At 53.5% G+C, this 22,383-nt stretch carries 19 protein-coding genes and 1 tRNA gene; 8 read left to right on the top strand and 12 right to left on the bottom strand.

What is annotated here, in order from left to right:
* Position 1 precedes the first annotated feature (1 nt).
* Entirely contained in the window at positions 2-1,879 is a 1,878-nt protein-coding gene (locus ACR0BZ_RS03265; RefSeq protein ID WP_480919439.1) for a glycosyltransferase, read from the bottom strand.
* 81 nt (positions 1,880-1,960) lie between these two features.
* On the bottom strand, positions 1,961-3,127 hold the full coding sequence (gene carA, locus ACR0BZ_RS03270; protein WP_480537598.1) for a glutamine-hydrolyzing carbamoyl-phosphate synthase small subunit: 1,167 nt from the start codon (positions 3,125-3,127) through the stop codon (positions 1,961-1,963).
* A gap of 183 nt (positions 3,128-3,310) precedes the next feature.
* Here carA and ACR0BZ_RS03275 point away from each other — a divergent pair, with 183 nt between their 5' ends.
* Positions 3,311-3,796 (top strand): GatB/YqeY domain-containing protein, encoded by a 486-nt coding sequence (locus tag ACR0BZ_RS03275; protein WP_480505598.1) that lies wholly within the window; start codon positions 3,311-3,313, stop codon positions 3,794-3,796.
* Positions 3,797-3,817: 21 nt separating this feature from the next.
* Here ACR0BZ_RS03275 and ACR0BZ_RS03280 read toward each other — a convergent pair whose 3' ends face one another.
* The 3 genes from ACR0BZ_RS03280 to ctaD all read right to left on the bottom strand — a co-directional run bounded on the left by ACR0BZ_RS03280 (position 3,818) and on the right by ctaD (position 6,734).
* The gene (locus ACR0BZ_RS03280) at positions 3,818-4,309 is read right to left on the bottom strand and encodes a DUF2244 domain-containing protein (protein WP_480899645.1); all 492 of its coding nucleotides are present in this window, start codon (positions 4,307-4,309) and stop codon (positions 3,818-3,820) included.
* A gap of 44 nt (positions 4,310-4,353) precedes the next feature.
* Complete coding sequence (locus ACR0BZ_RS03285) at positions 4,354-4,953, bottom strand: DsbA family protein (RefSeq protein ID WP_480919440.1); 600 nt, start codon at positions 4,951-4,953, stop codon at positions 4,354-4,356.
* Positions 4,954-5,075: 122 nt separating this feature from the next.
* Entirely contained in the window at positions 5,076-6,734 is a 1,659-nt protein-coding gene (gene ctaD, locus ACR0BZ_RS03290) for a cytochrome c oxidase subunit I (RefSeq protein ID WP_267366169.1), read from the bottom strand.
* Positions 6,735-7,267: 533 nt separating this feature from the next.
* On the opposite strand from ctaD, the gene ACR0BZ_RS03295 reads away from it, so the two are divergent.
* Positions 7,268-7,921, top strand: coding sequence for a hypothetical protein (locus ACR0BZ_RS03295; RefSeq protein WP_480919441.1), 654 nt, complete (start codon positions 7,268-7,270; stop codon positions 7,919-7,921).
* Positions 7,922-8,415: 494 nt separating this feature from the next.
* Positions 8,416-8,838: an HIT family protein gene (locus tag ACR0BZ_RS03300; protein WP_480919442.1), complete on the top strand. Its 423-nt coding sequence runs from the start codon at positions 8,416-8,418 to the stop codon at positions 8,836-8,838.
* A 503-nt stretch (positions 8,839-9,341) separates the two neighbouring features.
* On the opposite strand, the gene lipB is transcribed toward ACR0BZ_RS03300, so the two are convergent.
* Both lipB and ACR0BZ_RS03310 read right to left on the bottom strand, forming a co-directional pair.
* On the bottom strand, positions 9,342-9,998 hold the full coding sequence (lipB, locus tag ACR0BZ_RS03305; RefSeq protein WP_480485966.1) for a lipoyl(octanoyl) transferase LipB: 657 nt from the start codon (positions 9,996-9,998) through the stop codon (positions 9,342-9,344).
* Positions 9,999-10,039: 41 nt separating this feature from the next.
* Entirely contained in the window at positions 10,040-10,699 is a 660-nt protein-coding gene (locus tag ACR0BZ_RS03310; RefSeq protein ID WP_480485965.1) for a DsbA family oxidoreductase, read from the bottom strand.
* A gap of 141 nt (positions 10,700-10,840) precedes the next feature.
* On the opposite strand from ACR0BZ_RS03310, the gene ACR0BZ_RS03315 reads away from it, so the two are divergent.
* Positions 10,841-10,927, top strand: a tRNA-Leu gene (locus tag ACR0BZ_RS03315).
* Positions 10,928-11,239: 312 nt separating this feature from the next.
* Here ACR0BZ_RS03315 and ACR0BZ_RS03320 read toward each other — a convergent pair.
* Positions 11,240-11,422: a hypothetical protein gene (locus tag ACR0BZ_RS03320; RefSeq protein ID WP_480919443.1), complete on the bottom strand. Its 183-nt coding sequence runs from the start codon at positions 11,420-11,422 to the stop codon at positions 11,240-11,242.
* A 374-nt stretch (positions 11,423-11,796) separates the two neighbouring features.
* On the opposite strand from ACR0BZ_RS03320, the gene ACR0BZ_RS03325 reads away from it, so the two are divergent.
* Positions 11,797-14,982: a helicase-related protein gene (locus ACR0BZ_RS03325; protein ID WP_480919444.1), complete on the top strand. Its 3,186-nt coding sequence runs from the start codon at positions 11,797-11,799 to the stop codon at positions 14,980-14,982.
* Complete coding sequence (locus tag ACR0BZ_RS03330) at positions 14,982-18,401, top strand: Eco57I restriction-modification methylase domain-containing protein (RefSeq protein ID WP_480919445.1); 3,420 nt, start codon at positions 14,982-14,984, stop codon at positions 18,399-18,401. The genes ACR0BZ_RS03325 and ACR0BZ_RS03330 overlap by 1 nt, the downstream gene beginning before the upstream one ends.
* A 43-nt stretch (positions 18,402-18,444) precedes the next feature.
* Here ACR0BZ_RS03330 and ACR0BZ_RS03335 read toward each other — a convergent pair whose 3' ends face one another.
* Positions 18,445-19,692, bottom strand: a complete 1,248-nt coding sequence (locus ACR0BZ_RS03335) for a hypothetical protein (protein ID WP_480919446.1) — start codon at positions 19,690-19,692, stop codon at positions 18,445-18,447.
* Positions 19,689-20,135 (bottom strand): plasmid mobilization protein, encoded by a 447-nt coding sequence (locus ACR0BZ_RS03340; protein WP_480919447.1) that lies wholly within the window; start codon positions 20,133-20,135, stop codon positions 19,689-19,691. Before ACR0BZ_RS03340 ends, ACR0BZ_RS03335 begins: the two co-directional genes overlap by 4 nt.
* A 792-nt stretch (positions 20,136-20,927) precedes the next feature.
* Here ACR0BZ_RS03340 and ACR0BZ_RS03345 point away from each other — a divergent pair.
* Positions 20,928-21,089, top strand: a complete 162-nt coding sequence (locus ACR0BZ_RS03345) for a hypothetical protein (RefSeq protein ID WP_480919448.1) — start codon at positions 20,928-20,930, stop codon at positions 21,087-21,089.
* A complete protein-coding gene (locus ACR0BZ_RS03350; RefSeq protein WP_480919449.1) occupies positions 21,086-21,286 on the top strand; it encodes a hypothetical protein in 201 nt (66 codons plus the stop codon). Before ACR0BZ_RS03345 ends, ACR0BZ_RS03350 begins: the two co-directional genes overlap by 4 nt.
* Here the strand turns inward: ACR0BZ_RS03350 and ACR0BZ_RS03355 are convergent, their stop codons facing one another.
* Positions 21,287-21,670 carry a hypothetical protein gene (locus ACR0BZ_RS03355; RefSeq protein WP_480919450.1) on the bottom strand — a complete coding sequence of 128 codons (384 nt, stop codon included), beginning with the start codon at positions 21,668-21,670 and terminating at the stop codon, positions 21,287-21,289. It lies immediately after the preceding gene.
* Between the two features lie 504 nt (positions 21,671-22,174).
* Positions 22,175-22,383 (bottom strand): integrase core domain-containing protein (locus ACR0BZ_RS03360; RefSeq protein WP_480919451.1); only part of this gene is annotated, 209 nt, incomplete at its 5' end.

Below are 22,383 nucleotides of genomic sequence, written 5' to 3' on the forward strand. Positions count from 1 at the left end.
GTCAGGCCAGCGGCTCGTCTTCGCTGGCCTGTCCGTGCTGGGTCTTGTCCCAGAAAAACGGGTTGGTCGCCAATTCCCACAACGCCTTGTAACCGGCAATCACGCCCAGCGGGAAATACAGAAACATCGTCGGAACCCAAGGCAAAAGAAACCGCCGCTCACGTGCGGATACGGCGATCAGACCAACACCGATACTCAGCCCCTCTGCCATCAAAAACAGCCCGATCAGCGCGGTAGAGGTTGAATGCGGCACGATATTATCCATCGGATTGGCCAGCCCCAGGCTTGACAGCCAGAATACCCAGAGGACGGGCGCCAGCAGAAATTGCCCCAACGTGCCCAGAAAGAACGCCTGAAGGCCCAGAAATCTGGCACCTCCAAGGTCACGCCACAGCTTTTGCGGGCTGCGCATATGCACCAGATACGTGACCATGAACCCCTTGAGCCAGCGCGAGCGCTGTTTGACCCAGGGCCAGGCCCGGAAATTCGCCTCTTCATATGTTGTGGTATCCACCATTTCGGTCCGGTACCCGGCCCGGTACAGCCTTACGCCCAGATCAGCATCCTCGGTGACGTTATGGGCATCCCAGCCGCCCAGTTCCAACAGCTTGTCGCGACGGAAAAAGAACGTGGTGCCCCCAAGTGGCACCACCAGCCCCATGCGGGCGATCCCCGGCAGGATCACGCGGAACCAGCTGTTGTATTCGATGGTAAAGCAGCGTGACCGCCAGTTGGTGCGCGGGTTGTAGTAATCCAGAACCCCTTGCAGGCACACCACATCCGGCGCGGCCTGGGTGAAATGCGCCACCACGCGCTCGATCTGATCCGGTTGTGGGGCGTCCTCGGCATCCCAGACGCCGACGAAGTCGCCCCGGCAGAAATCCAGCGCGTAGTTCATGGCGCGCGGTTTGGTGGTCAGCCCGTTCAGCTCGGGCACCTCGACGATGCGCATCCAGCTGGGCAGGCTCACTTGTGCAAGGGCATTGCGCGTCACGTCATCCTTTTCCTCAAGCACAAGGATGACATCCAGCAACGCCTTGGGATAGGTCAGCCGCTGCAGCCTGTGCACCAGAGCATTTGCAATCTCGCGCTCCTTGTACAATGGCACCATGATCGACACGCAGGGTTGCCGCAATGTGATGGCCGCTTCGGTGTGGTCCGGCTGCGTTCTCAGGCGATGCCAAAGATAAGCCAGCGTGCCAGCCGTCCGAAAGACCGCAAAAAGCACCAGAGTTCCCACAGCCATGCCCAGCATCGCCAGCAGGCCAAAGGACGGGAATACGGCAAACAGCCCCAGCACACACAACAGGGCCACCGAAGGCCCCACGCGCGACCTAAGGGTCCAGTTGCGGCAGCTTTGCACGGGATCAACCCGCGTTTCCGCCGATCTGGCCAAAGACCCCGAGAATTGCCGCGCAATCGTCCGATCGATCTGATCGGATGCCGCCAGCACCGGGATCACGGCATAATCGCATTCCCGCATCCCGGCGGTCACGGTTGCGAACCGGTCGGGCCGGGCGGTGGCCACCAGAACAAGGGGGCCAATCCGCATCCAGGGGATGACATTGTGTTTCAGCCAGAAGTCGACCGGCATTAACCCGCTCAGTTCCGGCATCGGCGGGATCTGTTCAAGATCGGCAATCTGCCAGCCGGATTGCGCAGACAGCGCGCTCAACACGTCCTGCCGGGTGGCATAGCCTTCTCCGACCAGTATCTCTCCCAGCGGTGCGTTCTGTCTGGTTTGCTGGCTCAGCGCATGGTCCAGCTGGGATCGGGTGATAGCCCCGGTTTCCAGCAGGCAGGTGCCCAACGGTTTCCGATACCCGGGCGCGGGGATCGGTGCGGCGGACGTGAAATCCAGAAGATCAAGCTCAGCCATAACAAAACCCTGGCGCAGTTACCTGCGCTCAGGGTTGTTCGATCAGGGTTAACACCCGGTTAACACTGCACAGACAAGCAGTTATGCCTGAATTTTCTTCTTTTCCATGGCCTCGGCGAAACGCTCGAACAGATAGAAACTGTCCTGCGGTCCGGGCGATGCCTCGGGGTGGTATTGCACCGAATAAACCGGCCTATCCGCCATGCGGATACCGCAGTTCGAACCGTCAAACAGCGACCGGTGGGTTTCCACGACGCCATCCGGCAGGGATTGCGCATCGACAGCAAAACCGTGGTTCATCGACGTGATCTCGACTTTGCCGGTGTCCAGATCCTTGACCGGGTGGTTCGCGCCATGGTGGCCATGGTTCATCTTGACCGTCTGACCTCCCAGCGCCAGCGCCAGCATCTGGTGTCCAAGGCAGATGCCGAACACAGGCAGGTCTGTCGTCTCCAGAATCTCTTTGATCATCGGCACGGCGTATTCGCCTGTTGCTGCCGGATCGCCGGGACCGTTCGACAGGAACACACCGTCGGGCTGATGTGCCAGCACGTCGGCTGCGGTCGCGGTTGCGGGCAGAACGGTAACATCACATCCGGCGGATGCGAGGCAGCGCAGGATGTTGCGCTTGGCGCCATAGTCTACGGCAACAACCTTGTGGGCAGGGGCCTTCTGACGCTGGTACCCATCCGGCCAGGCCCACCGCATCTCATCCCAGCGATAGCTTTGGGCGCAGGTGACTTCCTTGGCCAGGTCCATGCCCTCCAGCCCGGCAAAACCGCGCGCGGCGGCGACCAGCGCCTCGATGTCGAAATTTCCCTCGGGGTCATGGGCCAGCGCCACATGCGGCGCACCTTGCTGGCGGATTGCCCGGGTCAGGCGGCGGGTATCGACACCCCCGATGGCGATGCGCCCCCGGCGGGCCAGCCAATCCTTGAGCTCCTCGGCCGAGCGCCAGTTCGATGGCTCGGTCGGATCCCATTTCACAACCATGCCAGCGGCGACCGGATCACCGGTTTCGTCATCCTCGGGGTTCACGCCGACATTGCCGATATGAGGGAAGGTGAAGGTCACGATCTGCCCGGCATAAGACGGGTCGGTCATGATCTCCTGATATCCGGTCATCGCCGTGTTAAAGCACAGCTCGGCCACGGTTTGCCCGGTCGCGCCGAAGCCTGCGCCGTAAAACAGGGTTCCATCGGCCAAAGCCAGACATGCGGTGGGCTTGGACGGGGCATTCGGGGCCATGGCGCGACTCTCCTGTAGGGTAAATCGGCGCATACCTAAGGGGGTTGGGCGTCTGGGTCAAGTCTGTTCAATTTTTGCGCTGTTGTTGTTTTTCAATGGGTTAGATGGATCGACCCCCGGTTGTATCAGGCTTTTTGTTTCTATATGGTCGGGGTTCCGTTGTCATGGGGATGGACAAACCAAATGGACATGCGATCACGGGTGAATGCCGCCCTGAAGCAAGCAATGAAAGACAAAGCAGCCGAGCGTCTGTCGACACTGCGGTTGATCAACGCCGCCATCAAAGACCGCGACATCGCGGCACGTGCGTCCAGCAATGAAGAAGCAAAGGGATGCAGCGACGCAGAGGTTCTTGAAATCCTTGGGAAAATGACCAAGCAGCGCAAGGAAAGCGCCCGCGCCTACGAAGAGGGCGGTCGCCTGGATCTGGCCGAACGCGAGATTCGCGAAGTCGAGGTGATCGAGGAATTTCTGCCCAAACAGCTGGACGACGATGAGGTCAGCAAGGCCATTCAAACCGCCATCACGGCAACCGGCGCGGGTTCGATCCGCGATATGGGCAAGGTGATGGGCGAGTTGAAGACGCGCTACACTGGCCGGATGGATTTCGGCAAGGTCGGTCCGATGGTCAAGGATCACCTGTGCGCAGCCTCAAACGGCGACTGCTGAGGCACTGGGCCCCGTGAATTGCTACTGCGCGACTGGCTCGCGCAGTCTTAGGACCAGCTCGTCATAAAGCGTGATCCGCTCATCTTCGGACAGAAACGCCCCGATTTCGACCTCGCGCCCGTCTCCGACAAGGGTGACATAATGCGGAACCGGGCCGCCTTTCTTGTGCATCGCGGGCCGTGCCCAATAGCGGTTGCAAGACCATTCGTGTTGCTCTTTGCCGGGGGTGTGGTGCACCAGCCGCGCATGTGTGCCCGACAGGGTCAGAACCTCGAAAACACTGCGGGCGCGGTAGTTGGTCTTGATGGCCAGCCAAAGCCCCAGCACAGTGATCAGCAGGAACGGCAGCAGCCCCCACAGGATCACGGAACCAAGCGTGGCCAGCAATGGGATCAGGCCAAACAGGAACACCGACAGGATCGTGATCATCGCGCCCCGCGGCGGCAGCGAGTTATGCGGCCAAAGCCGCAGTTCCTGTTCGGTTTCCGAGGTCTGATTCCACGTATAGGGCATACCGCGAACATAGCGCAGCGCCGCCTCATGTCGACGGGTTTTGATCAGACGACGTGGCCGACCCGAGACCAGGACAGGGCGTCATCCAGACGATCGTCACCCCAGAACACCTCCTGCCGGACAACAAAGCTGGGGGCGCCGAAAACACCCAGTTTGACGGCGGTTTCGGTTTCCGCCTCAAGGGCTGCGACGATGTCGTCGCCTTGCGCGCGCGCCAGGGTCAGTCGGGGGTCTTGCTGACACCGCAACAGCGCCTCGGACAGCGCACTTTCGCGCCCGGCTTCCACCCCTTCCTCGAACCAGATGCGATAGAGCGTTTGGGTGAACGTCACGCCCCAGCCATCCATCATTCCAAGCAACGCAACCTGATTGGCCAGTGGCAGATTGGAAATCGGATGGGGCGCGGGCAGGTTGGCGTGGATGTGGTACTTGGCACAGCGGCGTTCGATGTCGCGCCACATGTAAGCCGATTTCACAGGCTTTCCAGCAAAAGGGATATTCTGCTGGGCCGACATCACTGTGCGCACGTTGAACGGGCGCCAGTTCACCGTGGCGTCATGCTGGGCGCACCATTCCTCCAGACGCATCACGGTCAGGAAGCTGTACGTGCTGCCAATGGAATACCAAAAGTCGATCTCGGGCATTGCCGACCCTCCGACTGTTCCGTCCGCACATCATAGCCGATTTCGTCGCACTTGGCGAACGCAGGGTGAGGGCAAAGAAAAACCCCGCCACCTGGGCGGGGTTTTCTTGGTTCAGATCGGGATCAGTGCGCGTGGCCCTTGTCCCAGTCTTCCTGCTTGGGCAGCTGCTCGAACGTGTGCTCGGGCGGCGGCGTGGGCAGGGTCCATTCCAGCGTATCCGCATACTCGTTCCAGTAGTTGGGCCGGGTCTCGCGTGCGCCACGCAGCAGGGCGTAGATCACGATGCCGAAGAACAGCAGGAACGAAGCGAACGAGATGAACGCACCAATCGACGAAACATAGTTCCACTGCGCGAACGCCTCGGGATAGTCGATGTAGCGGCGCGGCATGCCCTGACGACCCAGGAAGTGCTGCGGGAAGAAGGTCAGGTTGGCGCCGATGAAGAACATCCAGAAGTGAACCTTGCCCCAGAACTCGGAATATTGGCGACCGGTCATTTTCGCGAAGTAGAAATACATCCCCGCAAAGATCGCAAAGACGGCACCCAAGCTCATCACATAGTGGAAATGCGCAACCACATAGTAGGTGTCGTGATAGGCACGGTCCACGCCAGCCTGCGACAGAACCACACCGGTCACACCGCCAACGGTGAACAGGAACAGGAAGCCGAAGGCAAACAGCATCGGTGTCTTGAACTCGATGGAACCGCCCCACATGGTCGCGATCCACGAGAAGACCTTAACGCCTGTCGGAACCGCGATGACCATCGTGGCCAGCATGAAATAGGCCTGCTGACGCAGCGACATGCCAACGGTGTACATGTGGTGCGCCCACACGACAAAGCCCAGCACACCGATTGCGATAATCGCCCAGACCATCGGCAGATAGCCAAAGATCGGCTTGCGCGAGAAGGTCGCGATGACATGGCTGATGATGCCGAAACCGGGCAGGATCACGATATACACTTCCGGGTGGCCAAAGAACCACAGGATGTGCTGATACAGGATCGGATCGCCGCCACCGGCCGGATCAAAGAAGGTAAAGCCAAAGTTGCGGTCCATCAGCAACATGGTGATCGCGCCCGCCAGAACCGGCAGCGACAGCAGAATCAGCCACGAGGTGACGAAGATCGACCAGCTGAACAGCGGCACCTTGAACAGGGTCATGCCGGGGGCACGCATGTTCAGGAAGGTGGTGATCATGTTGATCGCGCCGAGGATCGAGGAGGCGCCCGATACGTGCACGGCAAAGATCGCAAGGTCCATGGACATGCCGCCCTCGGTCGTGGACAGCGGCGGGTACAGAACCCAGCCCACGCCCGAACCCATCTGATCGTTACCACCCGGGCTCAGCAGCGAGGCCACACCCAGCGAGGTACCGGCAACATAAAGCCAGAAGGACAGGTTGTTCATCCGCGGGAACGCCATATCCGGCGCGCCGATCTGCAACGGCATGAAATAGTTGCCAAATCCGCCGAACAGGGCAGGGATGACAACGAAGAACATCATCAGAACACCGTGATAGGTGATCATCACGTTCCACAGATGCCCGTTGGGTGTACATGGGTCGGCCATGAAGCCTTCCAGGCACATGTACTGAACACCTGGGTGCATCAGTTCAAGCCGCATGTAAACGGTCATCAGAACCGAGATCAGACCGGCCAGAGCCGAAACGATCAGGTACAGAATCCCGATGTCCTTGTGGTTGGTCGACATGAACCAGCGCTGGAAAAAGCTGCGCTGGTCTTCATGGTCGTGACCATGAATGGCTGCGTCTGCCATTATAGGTGCCTCCTGTTGCAACTACACCGCGCAGCCGGACCTCTCCAACGCGCGGGATTCCTGCTGGTTTTAGAATGCGTAGGGGCGACCTTCAATGGCCGAGTTTGATCTGGATCAAGATAAATGGCCGCACCCCCCTTGAAAACGGGTGTTCGAGAAGCCGGGATCTGAGCGTTCGGGGGGGGCTGGTGATACAGCGGGCCTAGCGCCTGTGTTCAGGTCGCCCGCAATGGGTCCGTCTCTCAAAGCTGACCGGAAAGGCGTGAACCTTTGCCTCTGGCCAATCACCCGAACCGAGGACAGGGAAGGGGGGTGTTGAGGCCAGAGTAACAATTGCTGCTCCCTGTCTGATTGACGGGAAAGGAGCTTTACGAATTCTAGGTGTCGGGGCGAATTGGGTTTGTCGATGAAACTCGTGGAAACAGAGGTTGTGAAGTGGTCAGGTAAGGTAAACCCGACTGGTAGCACAATGATTTGTGCCCATAAGGAGAACATGAATCAGGCGCACCGCCTGTGGTTGAGTGAGTGTTTTTATGACAAAGCAATGGGCTGGATATTTGGTGGTCGCATCGTCACTGGTGTGGTTTTGCTCCGGGTATGCGGCTTTGTCTGAGAGCGCCCCTGTTGACGTTTGGGAGCATTGCCGGTCTGACGATAGCTGTACGATTGAGTATGACCGTTTATCCACCCAAGGAGACGAGCCATACATGTTTCTCGGATATGTAATGGACTCTGAACAAGCTCGATGGAACCAGTTTCGAAAGGCAATTCACGCATATCCAGATGTGCAGAGTTGCCTCGTAGAAGAAGAACGAAACAAAAAACAACCAAACCTACTTAAGTTTGATTGGGACAGTGTTGGTACGGGGCAGGAAGCCGCAGTCTGTGTATTTCGGATAGCTAGAAGCCTGTCAAATCAAGATAGGATTCAAAACTGGTTTGCATACCATCAATTTGAGGTTGCAGGACCTCATAGGTATCGAAGCAAAAGCTTCGTGCCGACTAGAGAAAATCAACCGGTGGCATCAATGACCGGCTATTGGACGGTAGAGCAGTACCGCAAACAAACACCATCAATGATTAGAACCTTTACCGGTTTTGACACGGTAATAAGGTACGAAGTGATATTGAGCTTTTCTGAAGAAAATCAAACTGTTGGTGCATCAGTGCTTGCGACAACCAAGTAATTTTTCGGAGGGAAACCCATAGCAAACCTCCAACTTAGCCTTGAACCATATTGAGTTGACCTGAACGGGCGGTTTTCCTTACTTCTTGTAATGCGAACACTTAGGCAACTCGTAAAATGCTGCGAGCTGTTCTCCTGGTTTGGAAATGCGATAAGCTTAATCATCCGGAAATTCAGGCCCGTGCATGTCAAATGGCAACTAAGTCCGCACAGTGCACCTTCGACTTGAGCTTGATGAAGTATTCAAAAACTTAACCAGTTTACGTCCGATTAAGAGTTGCGAAATCTGTACTCTGCTGCGTAGGCAGGCATCACCTGTCGGGAACGTGCCGCATCTGTCTCTGAGGATGTGATCTCATGCCAAATCCAAGTGTAAAAAACGTACAACCCCCACTGAAAACCCGGTACATTTTGTACATTTCAGGGCTCAATCCCCCGGCTTGACCCGGCGGGGCGGGTGGACCACAACTCGGTCAAAAGCCCCTCAAGGAACGGATGGCAACCATGGTTTATGATCCCGACAACATCTTCGCCAAAATTCTGCGCGGCGAGATACCTTCGTCAAAAGTTTACGAAGACGCCGACACACTGGCCTTCATGGACATCATGCCTCGTGCCGATGGGCATTTGCTGGTGATCCCCAAAACGCCCTGCCGCAATGTGCTGGATGCCACGCCCGACCAACTGGCGGCGGTTATGAACACCGTTCAAAAGATGGCTCGTGCAGTGATGAAAGCCTTCGACGCGGACGGTGTAACCATTCAGCAATTCAACGAAACCGCAGGCGGGCAGGAGGTTTTCCACCTGCATTTTCACGTCCTGCCGCGTCATGACGGCGTGTCGATGCGCCCACCTGGTAAAATGGGTGATTTCGACCTGATTGCCGAACATGCGGAGAAGATAAAATTCGCTTTTTAGTCAATATCTTACGGTCTTTTTGTGATGTGGTGATCCGGACGATTACCCACACCCGCCCGCGCATATCGCCGTGACCGGAGACAAGATATCCCGAAACCCTTCCTTGGGACCGACCAAGTGACTCCATAGCCGGATAACGCAGAAATCGCCTGCTCCCTTGCAACGCGAATTGGCCATAAGATTAAGCGGGAAGGGGGAAATGAATTGCCGTTCCGATTTGGGGTCGGAACGGCAGACTCGTAACCAAACACTTCTCGGATTTCGAGGGCGAGCCCTTGATCACCGGTTTAACATACCACTCACTCTTGATTGGCAGTTTCATATTACTCGTTAACAACTCCGGTGTATCCCAGAGAATTAAAATTTGCCTAAAGAATACCGTAAAACTGGATCGTTCTTGGTAAATTGCGACGTGTTTCGGAAACAGAGCCTTCCGCCCATCCATATTGTTGTATCGGGGAGCGACAGAATCTGATTCGACGACTGCTGAACCCCAGACAGAATCAGGTTTCCGAAGCGCCAAAAACCTCCTCAAAGGTTGTCTTCAAGGCCGCATCAAGATCATCCATGGTGACCGGAAGACCCAAATCCACCAACGAGGTCACGCCGTATTCGCTGATCCCGCAGGGAACAATGCCCGAAAAATGCTCCAGGTCCGGTTCGACATTGACCGAAATGCCATGAAAACTAACCCATTTTCGCAAACGTAAGCCAATTGCCGCGATCTTGTCCTCTGCCGGTTTGCCGGTCACCGTCAGCGGTTTGTCGTCGCGCCGCACCCAGACACCAACGCGCCCGTCGCGTATTTCGCCGTGCACGTTGAATTCGGCCAGTGCTGATATCACCCAGTTTTCCAGCTGCTTCACAAATTGGCGCACGTCGCGCCCGCGCTTGTTCAGGTCCAGCATGACATAGGCCACACGCTGACCGGGCCCGTGATAGGTGTACTCGCCGCCGCGTTTGCTTGCATAAACCGGAAAGCGGTCAGGATCGGTCAGGTCTTCGATCTTTGCCGACGTGCCTGCCGTATAAAGTGGCGGGTGTTCCAGCAACCAGATGCACTCCGCCGCGTCACCGCGCGCAATCCCGGCGACGCGCGCCTCCATAAAGGCGGTGGCGTCGTCATAACTGGTCAGACCATCGGTGATTTTCCATTCCATGGCGGCCTCATATCCGCCCAAAGCGGGCAGGGGAAGAGAGGTCAGGCCGCTTCGGCCAAACACTGTTGCAGCACCCGAGAATAGGTATCGACCCCTTGTGCGCCCGTCAGCAGGTATTTTCCGCCAAATACCATGGACGGCACACCAGAGATCCCCCGGCTGGTCCAGAACTGCTGTTTCTCTCGCACTAAAGCGATATGCTCCCCGGTCTCAAGCACCTGCCGCGCAGTATCAGGGTTCAGCCCGGCAGAAGTAACAGCCTGCAACAGAACCTCAATGTCGGAAACGTCCTGTTGCCGGGTGAAATACGCGTCGAAAAGCGCAAGTTTCAATTGATGTTGCAGGCCCTGACCTTCGGCCCAATCCAGCAACTGATGCGCCTTGAATGTATTCACGATCCGGCTGTCTTCATCAAAGTTGAAGGTGAACCCCAGTTCCGCCCCGATCGCCGTTAGCCTGTCGCGTGCCTGCTGGCTTTGTTCAGGGGTCGAGCCATATTTCTCAGTGATGTGTTCCCGCAGGTTCTGCCCTTCAGGCGGCATGTTCGGGTTCAATTCGAACGGGTGCCAGCGAAGTTGGGTTTGGATGCCCTGCTGTTTCAAAGCCGCATCAAGCTGGCGAAACCCTACTATGCACCACGGGCACACGACGTCTGACACGATATCGACTTGGATGATTGGGCGGGTGTCGGGCGAGGTCATCTGCGGCTCCTGTCAGATCGAAACTGTGTTGTTTACCGGCTTAGATAAGGCTGCCGCGTGGGATTTTAAACCAGCGTGTTTTTGCCTCTTCACATCGCGCGCGCCAACGTCTATACGCCGCTCTACCAAGTCACTGGCAGTGCGGTCGTGGCGGAATTGGTAGACGCGCAGCGTTGAGGTCGCTGTGGGGTAACACCCGTGGAAGTTCGAGTCTTCTCGACCGCACCATCAAAAGTAAAAATATCCATAAAAAACAATATGATATCACCTGCGTATGGTGATTGATCCACCCATGCATCCACCTTTGTAATTGCTTGGATATTCTTGAGTATTGGTTTGTAGCAGCTGGCGGAGCAATATCTACACGAGCCAAGTCACAAAGAGCTTTTGATGCGATTTACTAGCTTAGCCGTGAAAGAGCACGTATTTACTCCGCGCCGCTAACTCTACGCCTATTTATTTCGGCTCCTCTTTATGACGCCCGCCCTTCGCTGCCGGAAACACAAGTTGCATCCGGCGACCGATTCAAATTCCTTCAAATCAATCAGTTAATACACTCACCTGTTCAATCATCTCAGACTTAACTTCCAACCGGTTTTCTTTCAGCAATACACCGACAACTCTCGTCAGCCGGATTGGGCGCGCTTCGATCTCGACGAACCCGAGGATGTGAGAGCGCACGGCCTTCTTCGCCTGGCTTGGAGCCGCCCCGTAGATCAACATCAGTCGCTATCCTTCAGCTCCGGCAGGGCGTGAGCCTGAGTCGCTCAGCCGCCTTTGCCGTGGTTGGCAAGCAAGAGGATGGCCCGTTGTCCGATTAGGGTTCGCGCGGTTGCTCGATTCATAGTGAATGCAAACAGTTTTTTGGAACTTCGATGGTGGCAAGCGTGTTGTGCATTGCTGCAATTTCCACTGGAGATTGCTGGCAGCGCGTCGATGAACACGTAGTAATATCCAAGCTTTGAGCTTGTGAGGGGATTTGGCTATGTTACATAGTTTTCTGGTGTTCGAACGTCTGACAGAAGATTTTTCAACATACTGAAAAATAAATACAATATCGAAAACGCCGATTTGGCTTCCAACAACAAGAAACGCACATGAGCAATGATCTGACATTTATCACAAACGACGAAGCGGGAAATCTGCGGGATCGGTTTTCGACGCTCATCAAAGCGACTAAGTTCTTTGATGTTCTAGTCGGCTATTTTTACACAAGCGGCTTCCACGCACTGTATCCCTCACTGGAGGGAACAGAACGGGTCAGAATTCTCATTGGGATTAGCACCAATCGAGAAACGTTTGATTTAATCCAACGGATTCAATCACACAAAGAAGTGAGGGATCAGTTTGGGCAGGCAATCCGAGACGAAATGGAAATGTCTGAAAACGAGCTCCATGTCGAAACTGGAGTGAAGAAGTTTCTTGAATGGCTGAAGTCAGGAAAGCTCGAAATTCGGGCCTATCCGGAACAGAAAATTCATTCAAAGCTCTATGTGATGAGCTTCAAGGACGGGCAGATAGACAGGGGTCGCGTTATCACCGGGTCCAGTAACTTTACTCAAAATGGCTTGGTCGAGAACCTTGAATTCAATGTCGAGCTGAAAAATCGTTCCGACTACGAATTTGCTCGCGACAAGTTTGAAGAGCTATGGGCGAGGGGTGTCGATGTCAGCGAGAAGTACATTGAGACCATTCAAAAAGATACATGGCTTCGAGAAGATATCAGCCCGTATGAGCTCTACCTCAAATTTCTGTATGAGTACTTTAAAGAAGAAATAAACGAAGAGGCAATCGACCATCGTTATCGACCAGAGAACTTCAAAGAGCTGAAATACCAAGACCATGCGGTTATCAACGCGCGGAAAATTGTTGATGAGCATGGCGGTGTCTTCCTCTCGGACGTGGTAGGTCTTGGAAAGACCTTCATGGGAACGATGTTATGCCAGGAGCTGAACCGTAGGGTTCTTGTACTGGCTCCTCCGCATCTGATTGACGAAGATAACCCTGGAAGCTGGGAAAATGCTTTCCGGACCTTTGGTTTTAGGGCTCGGGATTATTCTTGCCGTTCGGTCGGCGTTCTTGACCGTGTTATTAGCAAAAATGAGCACCAAGACTTTGATATAGTACTTATCGACGAAGCGCACCGGTTCCGCTCTGAGCAAACAGAGACCTATGCCAAGCTGGCTGAAATCTGCCGTGGAAAGAAGGTCATCTTGGTCACGGCAACACCGTACAACAACACTCCGAGTGATCTTCTTGCTCAGATCAAGTTGTTCCAGAAAACTCGGCAGAGCACGATCCCGAACCTTCCAGATGTTGAAGGTTTTTTCAAAAGCCTGGAACGTAAACTGAAGGGTCTGGACCGCCAGGCCGATAAGGAAGCATACATTTCAACTACTAAGGAAAACGCAGCTCTGATCAGAGATCGTGTGCTCAAGCATTTGATGGTTCGTCGGACCCGCAAAGAAATTTCAGAATACTATGGTGACGATCTTCGCCAGCAAGGAATGAGTTTTCCTGACGTTGCTGAGCCTCAGCCAATTTTCTATGAATTCAACCCTGAGGAAGACCGCATTTTTTTCCGTACGATGGAGCTTGTGACGCAAGATTTCATGTACGCACGATATACACCAATGCTGCATCACAAAGGCAGCATGACGGCCATGGAGCGGCAGAGTCAGCAAAACATGATGAAATTCATGAAGATGCTACTCATCAAGAGGCTTGAGAGCAGCTTCTTTGCATTTACCCAAACTCTGGATCGTTTCATTGCCTCTTATGACCGCTTCATTCAAGAATTTGAGGACGGGACGGTTTATGTAAGCGCCAAGCACACTCAGAATATTTTCGAGTACTTAGAGCGAGGAGACCTTGATGGGGTTGACCGTCTGATCGAAGAAGGAAAAGCCGAGAAGTTCCCAGCTGAGGAATTTGACGAGAAACTAAAAGCTGAACTCTATGCTGATCGACATATCCTGCGGGAAATCAAGGATATGTGGAAGAAGGTGAAGCGCGATCCAAAGATACTAGCTTTCAAAGAGGCACTCGAGACGCAAGCGCCGATTCATGATGGAAAATCCATTATCTTCACTGAATCAAAGGAGACGGCGAATTATCTCGAGGAACAGCTTCAGAAGGAGTTTGCAGGGCAGATCGTATGCTATACTGGCTCCAACTCGGCGGCTGAGCGCGAAGAGGTTATTGCAAATTTCGACGCGAATGCGAAGCAGCCCAAAGATGACTTCAAGCTGCTCATCACAACAGATGTCTTGGCAGAAGGCGCGAACCTCCACCGAGCAAACGTGGTCATTAACTACGATATTCCGTGGAATCCAACGCGTATCATGCAGAGGGTAGGGCGAATTAATCGGGTGGATACACAACACGAGAAGATCCACACGTACACTTTCTTCCCAACTGATCAATCAAACGATCAAATCAAATTAAAAGAAGCAGCTGAAGCGAAGATTGCAGCCTTCATCTCGCTGCTCGGTGCTGATGCCCGATTGTTGACTGAGAGCGAAGAGGTTGAGGCTCACAGCCTATTCAGCCAGCTTCTATCCAAAGGCACCATTGAAGGAGATGAAGAGCCCGAGAGTGAGCTCAAGTATCTTCAAGAAATACGAGCTATCCGGGACGAGAACCCGTCTCTTTTTGAGAAGATCAAACGCCTCCCGAAGAAAGCTCGCACAGCTCGAAAAGCTCAGGAAGCGACGTCGAGTTTATTGACGTACTTTCGCAAAGGAAAGCTTCAAAAATTCTTCCGTGTGAGCACCGACGACATCAACGCGGCTGAAGAGCTTGATTTCATTCAAACGGCTCAGGCACTCAAGGCGGATGCCCAAGAGAAAAGATCGAAGCTTGATAAAACCTTCTACGCTTTGCTGGAAAAAAACTCGGAAATGCTCACGCGCTCAACCGATATTGAGGAGGAAGAGTTCTCGACCAAACGGGGGAGCAGGGACAACGCAGCACGGCTATCGAAAGTCCTGAAGGCGAAGCAGGTGCGGACCTTTCAAGGCTTTACAGACGATGACGAAGAGTACATTGCACAAGTTATAGGGGAGCTTGATGCGGGGGGGATACCTAAGAAAATCTCGCAACGCATCTATGCAAAAGTTGAGAAGACACCGGAGTTCTTGCTGAACCCTTTGAAGCTATTGGCTCTGCTGAAGTTGGAACTTCCAGCGGCTTTCTTGCAACCCAACCAAGCTGAACAAGGGCAGGGCAAGGGAGCTGCCAAAGAGATCATTCTTTCTGAGTATTTTAACGCGGTAGAATAATGAACAGAACTGAAGCCATTTCACTCGTCAAAGACGCCTTCGACGCTCACTTTTCAGCAGAAACATTCGGGCGCTTCATCAGTAACCTTTTTAATGGTGAGTACACTCGGCTCGATAAGCGCCGGGATGGGCAGTATGTCCGAGAAGCGTTCCGTTCGTTTATTCAAGGATACCGGCTTCTTGGGACGTACCAGGACGCTGAAGGAACAAGTCTAGACATCCTTGTGGTGACGCTTCAGCGTGAAAGTTCTCTTGATAGAGCCCGTACCGCACAGAGGAACTTTATTGCTGACTACCTGAAGAAGAACGGTCGAGATGCAGCGCTTGTTGCTTTTCTTTCGCCTGATCAACATGACTGGCGCTTTTCGCTTGTGAAACTTGAGTATTCACTCGGGGTCAAAGACGGGAAGCTGAAGACAGAAGAGGAACTCACTCCAGCAAAGCGGTGGTCATTTCTTATTGGTCCTCATGAGGGTAGCCACACGGTGCAAAGCCGTTTTGTGTCATTGCTGCAAGATGGTCAGAAGCCGCTTTTGAAAGAGCTCGAAGAAGCTTTCAGTATTGAAAGCGTTACAGATGAGTTCTTCAAGAAGTACTGTGACCTTTTCTTTCGGATGAAGGAGTCTCTCGATAAGCTTTTGGAGAGCGATCCTGCTATCAAGGCGGACTTTGAAGCAAAGGAACTTACGACCGTTGATTTTGCCAAGAAAACTCTCGGTCAGATGGCTTTCCTCTACTTTCTCCAAAAGAAAGGGTGGTTTGGTGTAGCGCCAGAGAAGCCGTGGGGCACCGGACCCAAAGACTTTCTTAGGCGGCTTTTTAGCCGTCGAGAGAATTACGGAAAGAACTTCTTCGATGATGTGCTTGAACCGCTGTTCTATGAAGCTTTGGCACAAGACAGAGGCGTTGAGGCAATCTACCCTCGGCTTGACAACTGCCGGATGCCATTCCTGAACGGTGGGCTCTTCGAGCCTATGAATGGCTATGCCTGGGAAACAACCAATATCTGTCTTCCTGATGAGCTGTTCTCGAACTCAAACCGCACTCCAGAAGGCGACAAAGGGGACGGCATCCTCGACATTTTCGACCGCTATAATTTCACAGTCAATGAGAGTGAACCGCTCGAAAAAGAGGTCGCAGTTGACCCAGAAATGCTTGGTAAGGTCTTTGAGAACCTGCTCGAGGTAAAAGATAGGAAGAGCAAGGGAACGTTCTACACGCCGCGTGAGATCGTACACTTCATGTGCCAGGAAAGCCTTATCAACTTCCTGAGCAGTGAGTTGAATGACGTTGTTCTTCGTGCGGAAATTGAAGCATTAATTCGCAACGGTTCACAGATCATTGAGAACGACGCAATGGTCCTTGAGAAAGGGAGGGAAGGCACCTACAAATTCATGCTCCCTGAGAATGTACGTTCCCGTGCCAGTGAATTGGACCAAGCTCTCGCTAACATTAAGGTATGCGATCCAGCGGTGGGTTCCGGAGCCTTTTCTCTCGGTATGCTCAACGAGATTGTGCAAGCGAGGCAAGCTCTGGCTGTGCATCTTCGTCGTGACCAGTCGGCGTTTGAACTCAAGCTCCACAGCATCTCTCATTCGCTATACGGCGTTGATATCGACCCCGGGGCTGTTGAGATTGCAAAGCTTCGGCTTTGGCTTGCTTTGGTAGTTGAGGAAAATGAGCCGCATCCGCTTCCGAACCTTGAGCACAAGGTAATGCAGGGGAACAGCCTCATCTCCAAGTACGAAGGTGTACAGCTTTTTGATGAGAGTTTCCTTGAAGAGGCCAATCACCTCGAAAAAGAACGTGCTCATGTTGATGCGCGTCTGTCCGAATTGCAACGAGAGTACATTACGCTTCACAGCCAGGACGCCTTGTCCCCCGTGAAAAAGCAGGAGTTGGAGCGCGAAGTTCGCTCTCTCAACAAAAGGAAAAAGGCGCTCAATGCTCCTGATGAGTTGCAGGGGCAAGAGCTCAGCATTTTTGATGCTCCAGGCAAATTTCAGCAAGAGCAAGAGAAGGCTGAGCGTCTCCAGAAAAAAATTGATCAATACATTTCAGAGTCTCAAAGAACCAAAAAACAGAAACTAAAAGAGGAAATTGAGCAACTCAAGTGGGAACTCATTGAGGCTTCGCTGAGAGAGCAAGACAAGCTTGATCATCTCGAAGAGATGAAGGCCCTGAGGCACAAGAATATCAAGCCGTTTTTCATTTGGAAGCTAGAGTTTAGTGATGTCTTCAAAGAAAATGGCGGCTTTGACGTGATCGTTGGAAACCCTCCGTATGGGGTTTCCAAAAAAGGTGATGAGCGGAAGATGGTGCTCTCTGAGCTCGGCAAAGTTCCGGATTTTGAGATCTATTATTTCTTTGTCCAACTTTCCAAGAAGCTGCTGTCCCCTAAAGGTGTCAAAAGCTTCATTATCCCAAACACATTCCTTTTCAATGTGTTCGCTTCTGGTTACCGGAAGTCGCTTCTAGACAACTGGAATATTCACCTCTTGCTGGATTGCACAGCTTTCAAGCTGTTCAAGGCTGCAACCGTTCATAATGCCATTACGGTTTTCCAAAACAACTACCGAAAGGTCTCGGATGTTGGTTACAAGAACACCCTAAACGCGGCGTCGTTTGAGGAACTTGCGGCGCGAAGCACCCTCAGAATTTCCAAAGCTGATCTTGAGATGAATAATGTCAATTGGGGGCTGGTTTTCAAACTTCCCCAAGAAGTTTTATCAATTGTTTCTCAGATTAAATCTGTAGGAAAACCGTTGTCACATAGATTCCCAAACATAAGCCAAGGATTGATTGCATATGATAAGTACCAAGGGCAGTCCGATGAAATAATTAAGGCCCGGGCTTATCACTATACTGAAGAGACGAAGGTCGGATTGAAAGAGTGGTTGTGGGGAGAGGATGTGACCCCATATCAAGTGAACTGGAATGGGAAAGAGTACATCGACTACTGTGATGGAATTGCGAATCCACGTGACCCAAAGTATTTCCGCGGAAGCCGTGTGCTGGTCCGAGAGATCACGAACCCAAAGATTTTTGCAGGATTAACCGGTGAAGAACAGTACCATGATCCTGCAATCATAGCTATCTTGGCTAGCGGGCAGGATGCCAAAGTTCTGCTCGGTATTCTAAACTCAAAGCTTGCAACCTTCTTTCACTTTAACGCGTCCCCCAAAGCAACAAAGGGGGCATTTCCGAAAATTCTTGTGAAAGATATTAAGGACTTCCCGATCCCACCTTTTGAGGGGGGATCTGGTGTGGCTGAGTTAGTTGACAGCATCATTGCGGCGATAGAGGACGAAGACCACGCCGAAAGAAAGGCACTGGAAGCTGAACTAGATGAGCAGCTGTACACTCTTTATGGTTTGTCTGAAGCACAAAAGCTGATTTTGAGGGAACTGGAGTACTGAACGGGTAGGCTATGTCAGGGCGATAGCGCTAGCCGGGGCCGGGTTAACCGAGCATCCCCTGATTCCCGCTGAAGGTATAGGCAGCGGCGGCTTTTGCCGCCTTCGCACCCTTCTCAATCTGTCGCTTGAGGATCGCGGCAAGTTTTTTCATAAGGTTGGGATCGTCAATATCGGGATTTGCTTCAAAGGCTGAGCTGCTTAGATCGTTGGCACGATTTCTGGCAAAGATTCTTGCCTGCGGCAGCAACTCGTCGGCTGCTTTTGCCAGTAGCTGCTCTTCGGGGTCTATCCTTTGGCCACCGCTTGTAAGATTTTCAGTAACGCGTTCTGGCGCTGGATCATTGCCTGATTGCTCTGGTGAATTTTCTCCTGCCCCGCGATGATCAGTCTCAACAGATCCCTCAAGCTCTTTTCTGGATTCTGGGGTGTTGCGTCTTCGGTCATTCAAAATCTCCTTTGTTTCGTGAATAAGGGCCGCAACTTCAGCGGCGGGAATTTTCAGGGTACGATTGGCGTTGTGATTTTTCACTCCTTCCGGCGTTTCGATCATGATCCGGCTCCGGCCTCGGCCTTCTGCGACTGCCTCGGCCAGCTCTAGGCCGTTGTTGTTGATCAGTTCGGCCAGCCTTGCGGGCTGTTCTGATCGGGGCAGCTCGGCCAGCTCCTTTAAGCTCTGTCGCAAGGTGGGCAAGTCGAAGTCGCGGCGCCTGGCTTGCTGGTGGTCATTGTGGCTGTAGGCGGCGCGAGGCTTGTCCTCGTCGGCAAAAGCTTCGGCCAGTTTGTCGGCCAGCTTGTCGTGGCCTTGTTCGCGGAGTCTCAACTCCGCAAAGTCGTTTCGCGGCCCAGAGGTGAGCTGGTGGCCGAATTTCAATTCACAAAGTCGACAAACCGCTTCATCTTTTGCGTTCGACCTAAACAAGCGGTAGGTGCGCCCGCTCTCGAGGTCGGCGGCTGGTCGGACGTAATGAAAGTGATGTTGGGTCGATCCATTGGCCCTCTTGCTTTCGTGCAAGGTGAGCGTTTCAGGATCGGCAGGATTGAAGCCGTATTCGGCTCTGATCGCTTCGATAGTTGCTTTCAGCTCGTCAGAGGTTAGTTCCTGGCCCGGTGAAATGATGATGTGCAACAGCCCATTTTTACGCCCTTTGGCGGCTGCAAACTCATCGCTGATCAAGAGCTGATCGTTATCATCTTGGATGATCTCGACTCTCTCGTTGTCAGCCTGAGTTACCGCATAAGCGGTGACGCGGGGGCCATCCCCCGCACCTATGCAACCGGTTTTGATAATCATTTGGCGGCGTCCAGCTCGTCGCCGTTGTGAGTGTCAACTTTAGCTGGCTTCAGTTTGCGCAGCTCTGCCCGCAGCTCTCCGAGCGGTGCCATCCAAGCTTCTACGCCATGGCTTATTGCCTTGTGCATCGCCGCGAACTGACCCTCTGTCAGTGTGCCGTTAGCCCGTGCGGAGTTGATTGCGTGCTGAGCTTGGTTCAAGTTAGTGGAGATCCCGCTGAGCTGGCGACAGATCGCTTCGAGTTTCGAAGCATTCGGCGGCGCAAACGTAGTGCGGCCATAGACCATGAATCGCACGAAATCAGCTTGTGAAAGCTCGTTTTCGTGCGCCCATGATTTTAGTTTTTCGGCCTCTATCACGGTGAGACGCATCTTAAACATGCGGTCCCGGCGGGGGCGGTGGCCGGGTAGTCCCGGCGGGGTCTTGGGGGGCGTGTGGGTCATCAAAAAAATCCTCTTTTTTCTGTGGCCCGAAGGGTGGGGGTCAAGGGGGAGGGAACCTCCCCTTTGCTAGTGTCTGCGTGTCCCGGAGGGCCAAAGCAGTCCCACTTGCTGTCTCCATCACCCCCAGAAAATCCGAGCGCTGTTTTTTAAATTGCTGCGAAATCCGAAAATGCAAATTTTAGAGAAAAGCCAGGGCGAAAATTTACAAAGTGGACCTGTGGGCCTGCGGGGGCAGAGGCCTACTGGTGGCAAAAAGAGAGTCTTTTTGGCAATGATTATTGGCGCTCAGTCTGGGCGAAGATGGCCTGCCGACGGTGCAGGACTAAGAAGCGTTGTAGAACATGCGGGGGGTAACTTACCGGGAAGAGCGCCTGATCGAGGATGCGCAAAATTTTTGGATCTGGATGTGCGGGCGATTCAATAACGGCTTGTATCGGCAATCGGTAGGCCAGATGCCATTTCGAATTCTGTGGCTAAGGCTGTTGAAAAACACACCGGTGGATTTGATTTGTTTGGGTCTAATCGGGTCCGCGATCTGCTCGACGATGAGGGGCCATAGGATCACCCAGAATTGCCGCGACCGTCTGTGCCAGAAGCGTGAACTGGCGGCATCCCATACCATGCCGCCAGCTCGTGAGGCGAAGGGGTGAGCTTTCACCAGGACACAGTGTAGCTTGTCCAAGCTGAGCGCGGAATATATGAGTTCACAAAAGTGGCAGAGTTAACACAAGGTTAATAGCGGCTTGCAGTAAGCCTCGGCCTGCGCATCTCCTATTTTTTGAGGTGTGAAAAATGAACACAGAAGAACTTGAGATTAAGCGTGCTTTGGACATTTATTTTCAAGAGCAATTCGGGCTGCAACGGCAGATCGTGAAGCAGCTCGCGAGCATCGAGGGACAGAACCGGGTGCTTTTGGCAATCTTTGCTGCGGCAGGGCAGGAGCTGGGCAAATGAGGTTCTTCGCTGGGATGTTCTACGCGGCGTCGATTGCCTCGGCAGAGCTAATGACAGCCGTCGCAAAGGCCGCTGGTGGCTCTGGTGCTGGGTTCCGAAAGAACAAAAGAACGGTTGCGACTGCCCACGCTCTGCTGCTTGCTTATGCGATGCAAGCAAAGGTTCGCCGTGATATTGGGGTGTTGCTGCGGATGTGACTAGAATGACAGGTCTGGATCGTCGTCGCCCAGCTCTTTCCGGATAATCTCGTTAACGTCGATCCCGCTGCCGCCCTCGTTGGCTTCGGCTGCGGTTTCATTTGCCTCGATGAGGGCGGGCAGTTCTTTCTTGTAGTAGTAGCGGGAGGCGGCGTAGCTCTGCCCTAGCAGCCAGCCAACGGCCCGAATCCAGCTGTCGCTATCTTCGACAAAGTGATCGGTTGCAATGGTCTCTGCTTCTTCTCGGTCCAGCTTTCGCCCGGCCTGGAAGTTGTCGGATTTGATTTTACGAACTGCTTTCTTGCTGGCGCAGAGTTGCGCCAAGGTCTCTTTCATCACCAGATATTTGAGATGTTCGCGGACGGAATCTGAATAAGTAGCCATAACCTGAATATGTGCAGGCTGATGAAAAAGACGTTTAGAAGTCTACAGCCGGTTGCACTGAACGACCGGGGCATGTTTTGCTTTTTGTTGGCTGCTCGCCATGACATGAGAGGTGGCGACTTATGTCATCCAAGATCACGTGAGCCAACCCATGGGTGGCTGTTTTAGCAAGAAGCCGAAAGGCCTCATCAGCGGGAATCGCGGTTATAAAGTTTATTTTTCTGTACCACTCTTGGCGCTCGAACTGTTCATCGGTCCTTGTGTCGGTCATGATATTTCATTCGAAATTTTGGGCGATTGTATACTTGATAAACCAGCTATTCAGTAGGCTGTACGTCTTTGGGCCACGGCGCTCTTGATATTAGCGCCCACATATGGGGATTTTGCAATGATGCACGCGCATCGATCTCTATGAGCAGTTCCATAGTGGCTGCTTCGCTTGCACCAACAGACGCAGAAAGCTGACTTAGTGAGCAGCCTCATCTGACTGGTCCAAGTTGATTGTTAGTGCATCATCGGCCTGTGATCCATCGGGATGATGGTTTCAGGTGCCGGCGGGCGATAGCCCAGTGCACTGTGGGGGCGTTTTGTATTGTAGTGTCTCCTCCATTGTTCGATCAGGATTTGTGCTTCGCGCAGGCTGTAGAAGATTTCGCCGTTGAGTAGTTCGTCCCTGAACCGGCCATTGAAGCTTTCGCAGTATCCGTTCTCCC

The organism is Ruegeria sp. P8 (assembly GCF_056534665.1).

Coding starts and splice junctions, on each gene's coding strand:
- ctaD (WP_267366169.1), bottom strand. CDS start 6,734: ATGGCAGACGCAGCCATTCATGGTCACGACCATGAAGACCAGCGCAGC.
- ACR0BZ_RS03330 (WP_480919445.1), top strand. CDS start 14,982: ATGAACAGAACTGAAGCCATTTCACTCGTCAAAGACGCCTTCGACGCT.
- ACR0BZ_RS03345 (WP_480919448.1), top strand. CDS start 20,928: ATGAACACAGAAGAACTTGAGATTAAGCGTGCTTTGGACATTTATTTT.
- ACR0BZ_RS03350 (WP_480919449.1), top strand. CDS start 21,086: ATGAGGTTCTTCGCTGGGATGTTCTACGCGGCGTCGATTGCCTCGGCA.
- ACR0BZ_RS03340 (WP_480919447.1), bottom strand. CDS start 20,135: ATGACCCACACGCCCCCCAAGACCCCGCCGGGACTACCCGGCCACCGC.
- ACR0BZ_RS03325 (WP_480919444.1), top strand. CDS start 11,797: ATGAGCAATGATCTGACATTTATCACAAACGACGAAGCGGGAAATCTG.
- ACR0BZ_RS03265 (WP_480919439.1), bottom strand. CDS start 1,879: ATGGCTGAGCTTGATCTTCTGGATTTCACGTCCGCCGCACCGATCCCC.
- ACR0BZ_RS03300 (WP_480919442.1), top strand. CDS start 8,416: ATGGCAACCATGGTTTATGATCCCGACAACATCTTCGCCAAAATTCTG.
- lipB (WP_480485966.1), bottom strand. CDS start 9,998: ATGGAATGGAAAATCACCGATGGTCTGACCAGTTATGACGACGCCACC.
- ACR0BZ_RS03275 (WP_480505598.1), top strand. CDS start 3,311: ATGGACATGCGATCACGGGTGAATGCCGCCCTGAAGCAAGCAATGAAA.
- ACR0BZ_RS03285 (WP_480919440.1), bottom strand. CDS start 4,953: ATGCCCGAGATCGACTTTTGGTATTCCATTGGCAGCACGTACAGCTTC.
- ACR0BZ_RS03280 (WP_480899645.1), bottom strand. CDS start 4,309: ATGCCCTATACGTGGAATCAGACCTCGGAAACCGAACAGGAACTGCGG.
- ACR0BZ_RS03320 (WP_480919443.1), bottom strand. CDS start 11,422: ATGTTGATCTACGGGGCGGCTCCAAGCCAGGCGAAGAAGGCCGTGCGC.
- carA (WP_480537598.1), bottom strand. CDS start 3,127: ATGGCCCCGAATGCCCCGTCCAAGCCCACCGCATGTCTGGCTTTGGCC.
- ACR0BZ_RS03310 (WP_480485965.1), bottom strand. CDS start 10,699: ATGACCTCGCCCGACACCCGCCCAATCATCCAAGTCGATATCGTGTCA.
- ACR0BZ_RS03335 (WP_480919446.1), bottom strand. CDS start 19,692: ATGATTATCAAAACCGGTTGCATAGGTGCGGGGGATGGCCCCCGCGTC.
- ACR0BZ_RS03295 (WP_480919441.1), top strand. CDS start 7,268: ATGACAAAGCAATGGGCTGGATATTTGGTGGTCGCATCGTCACTGGTG.
- ACR0BZ_RS03355 (WP_480919450.1), bottom strand. CDS start 21,670: ATGGCTACTTATTCAGATTCCGTCCGCGAACATCTCAAATATCTGGTG.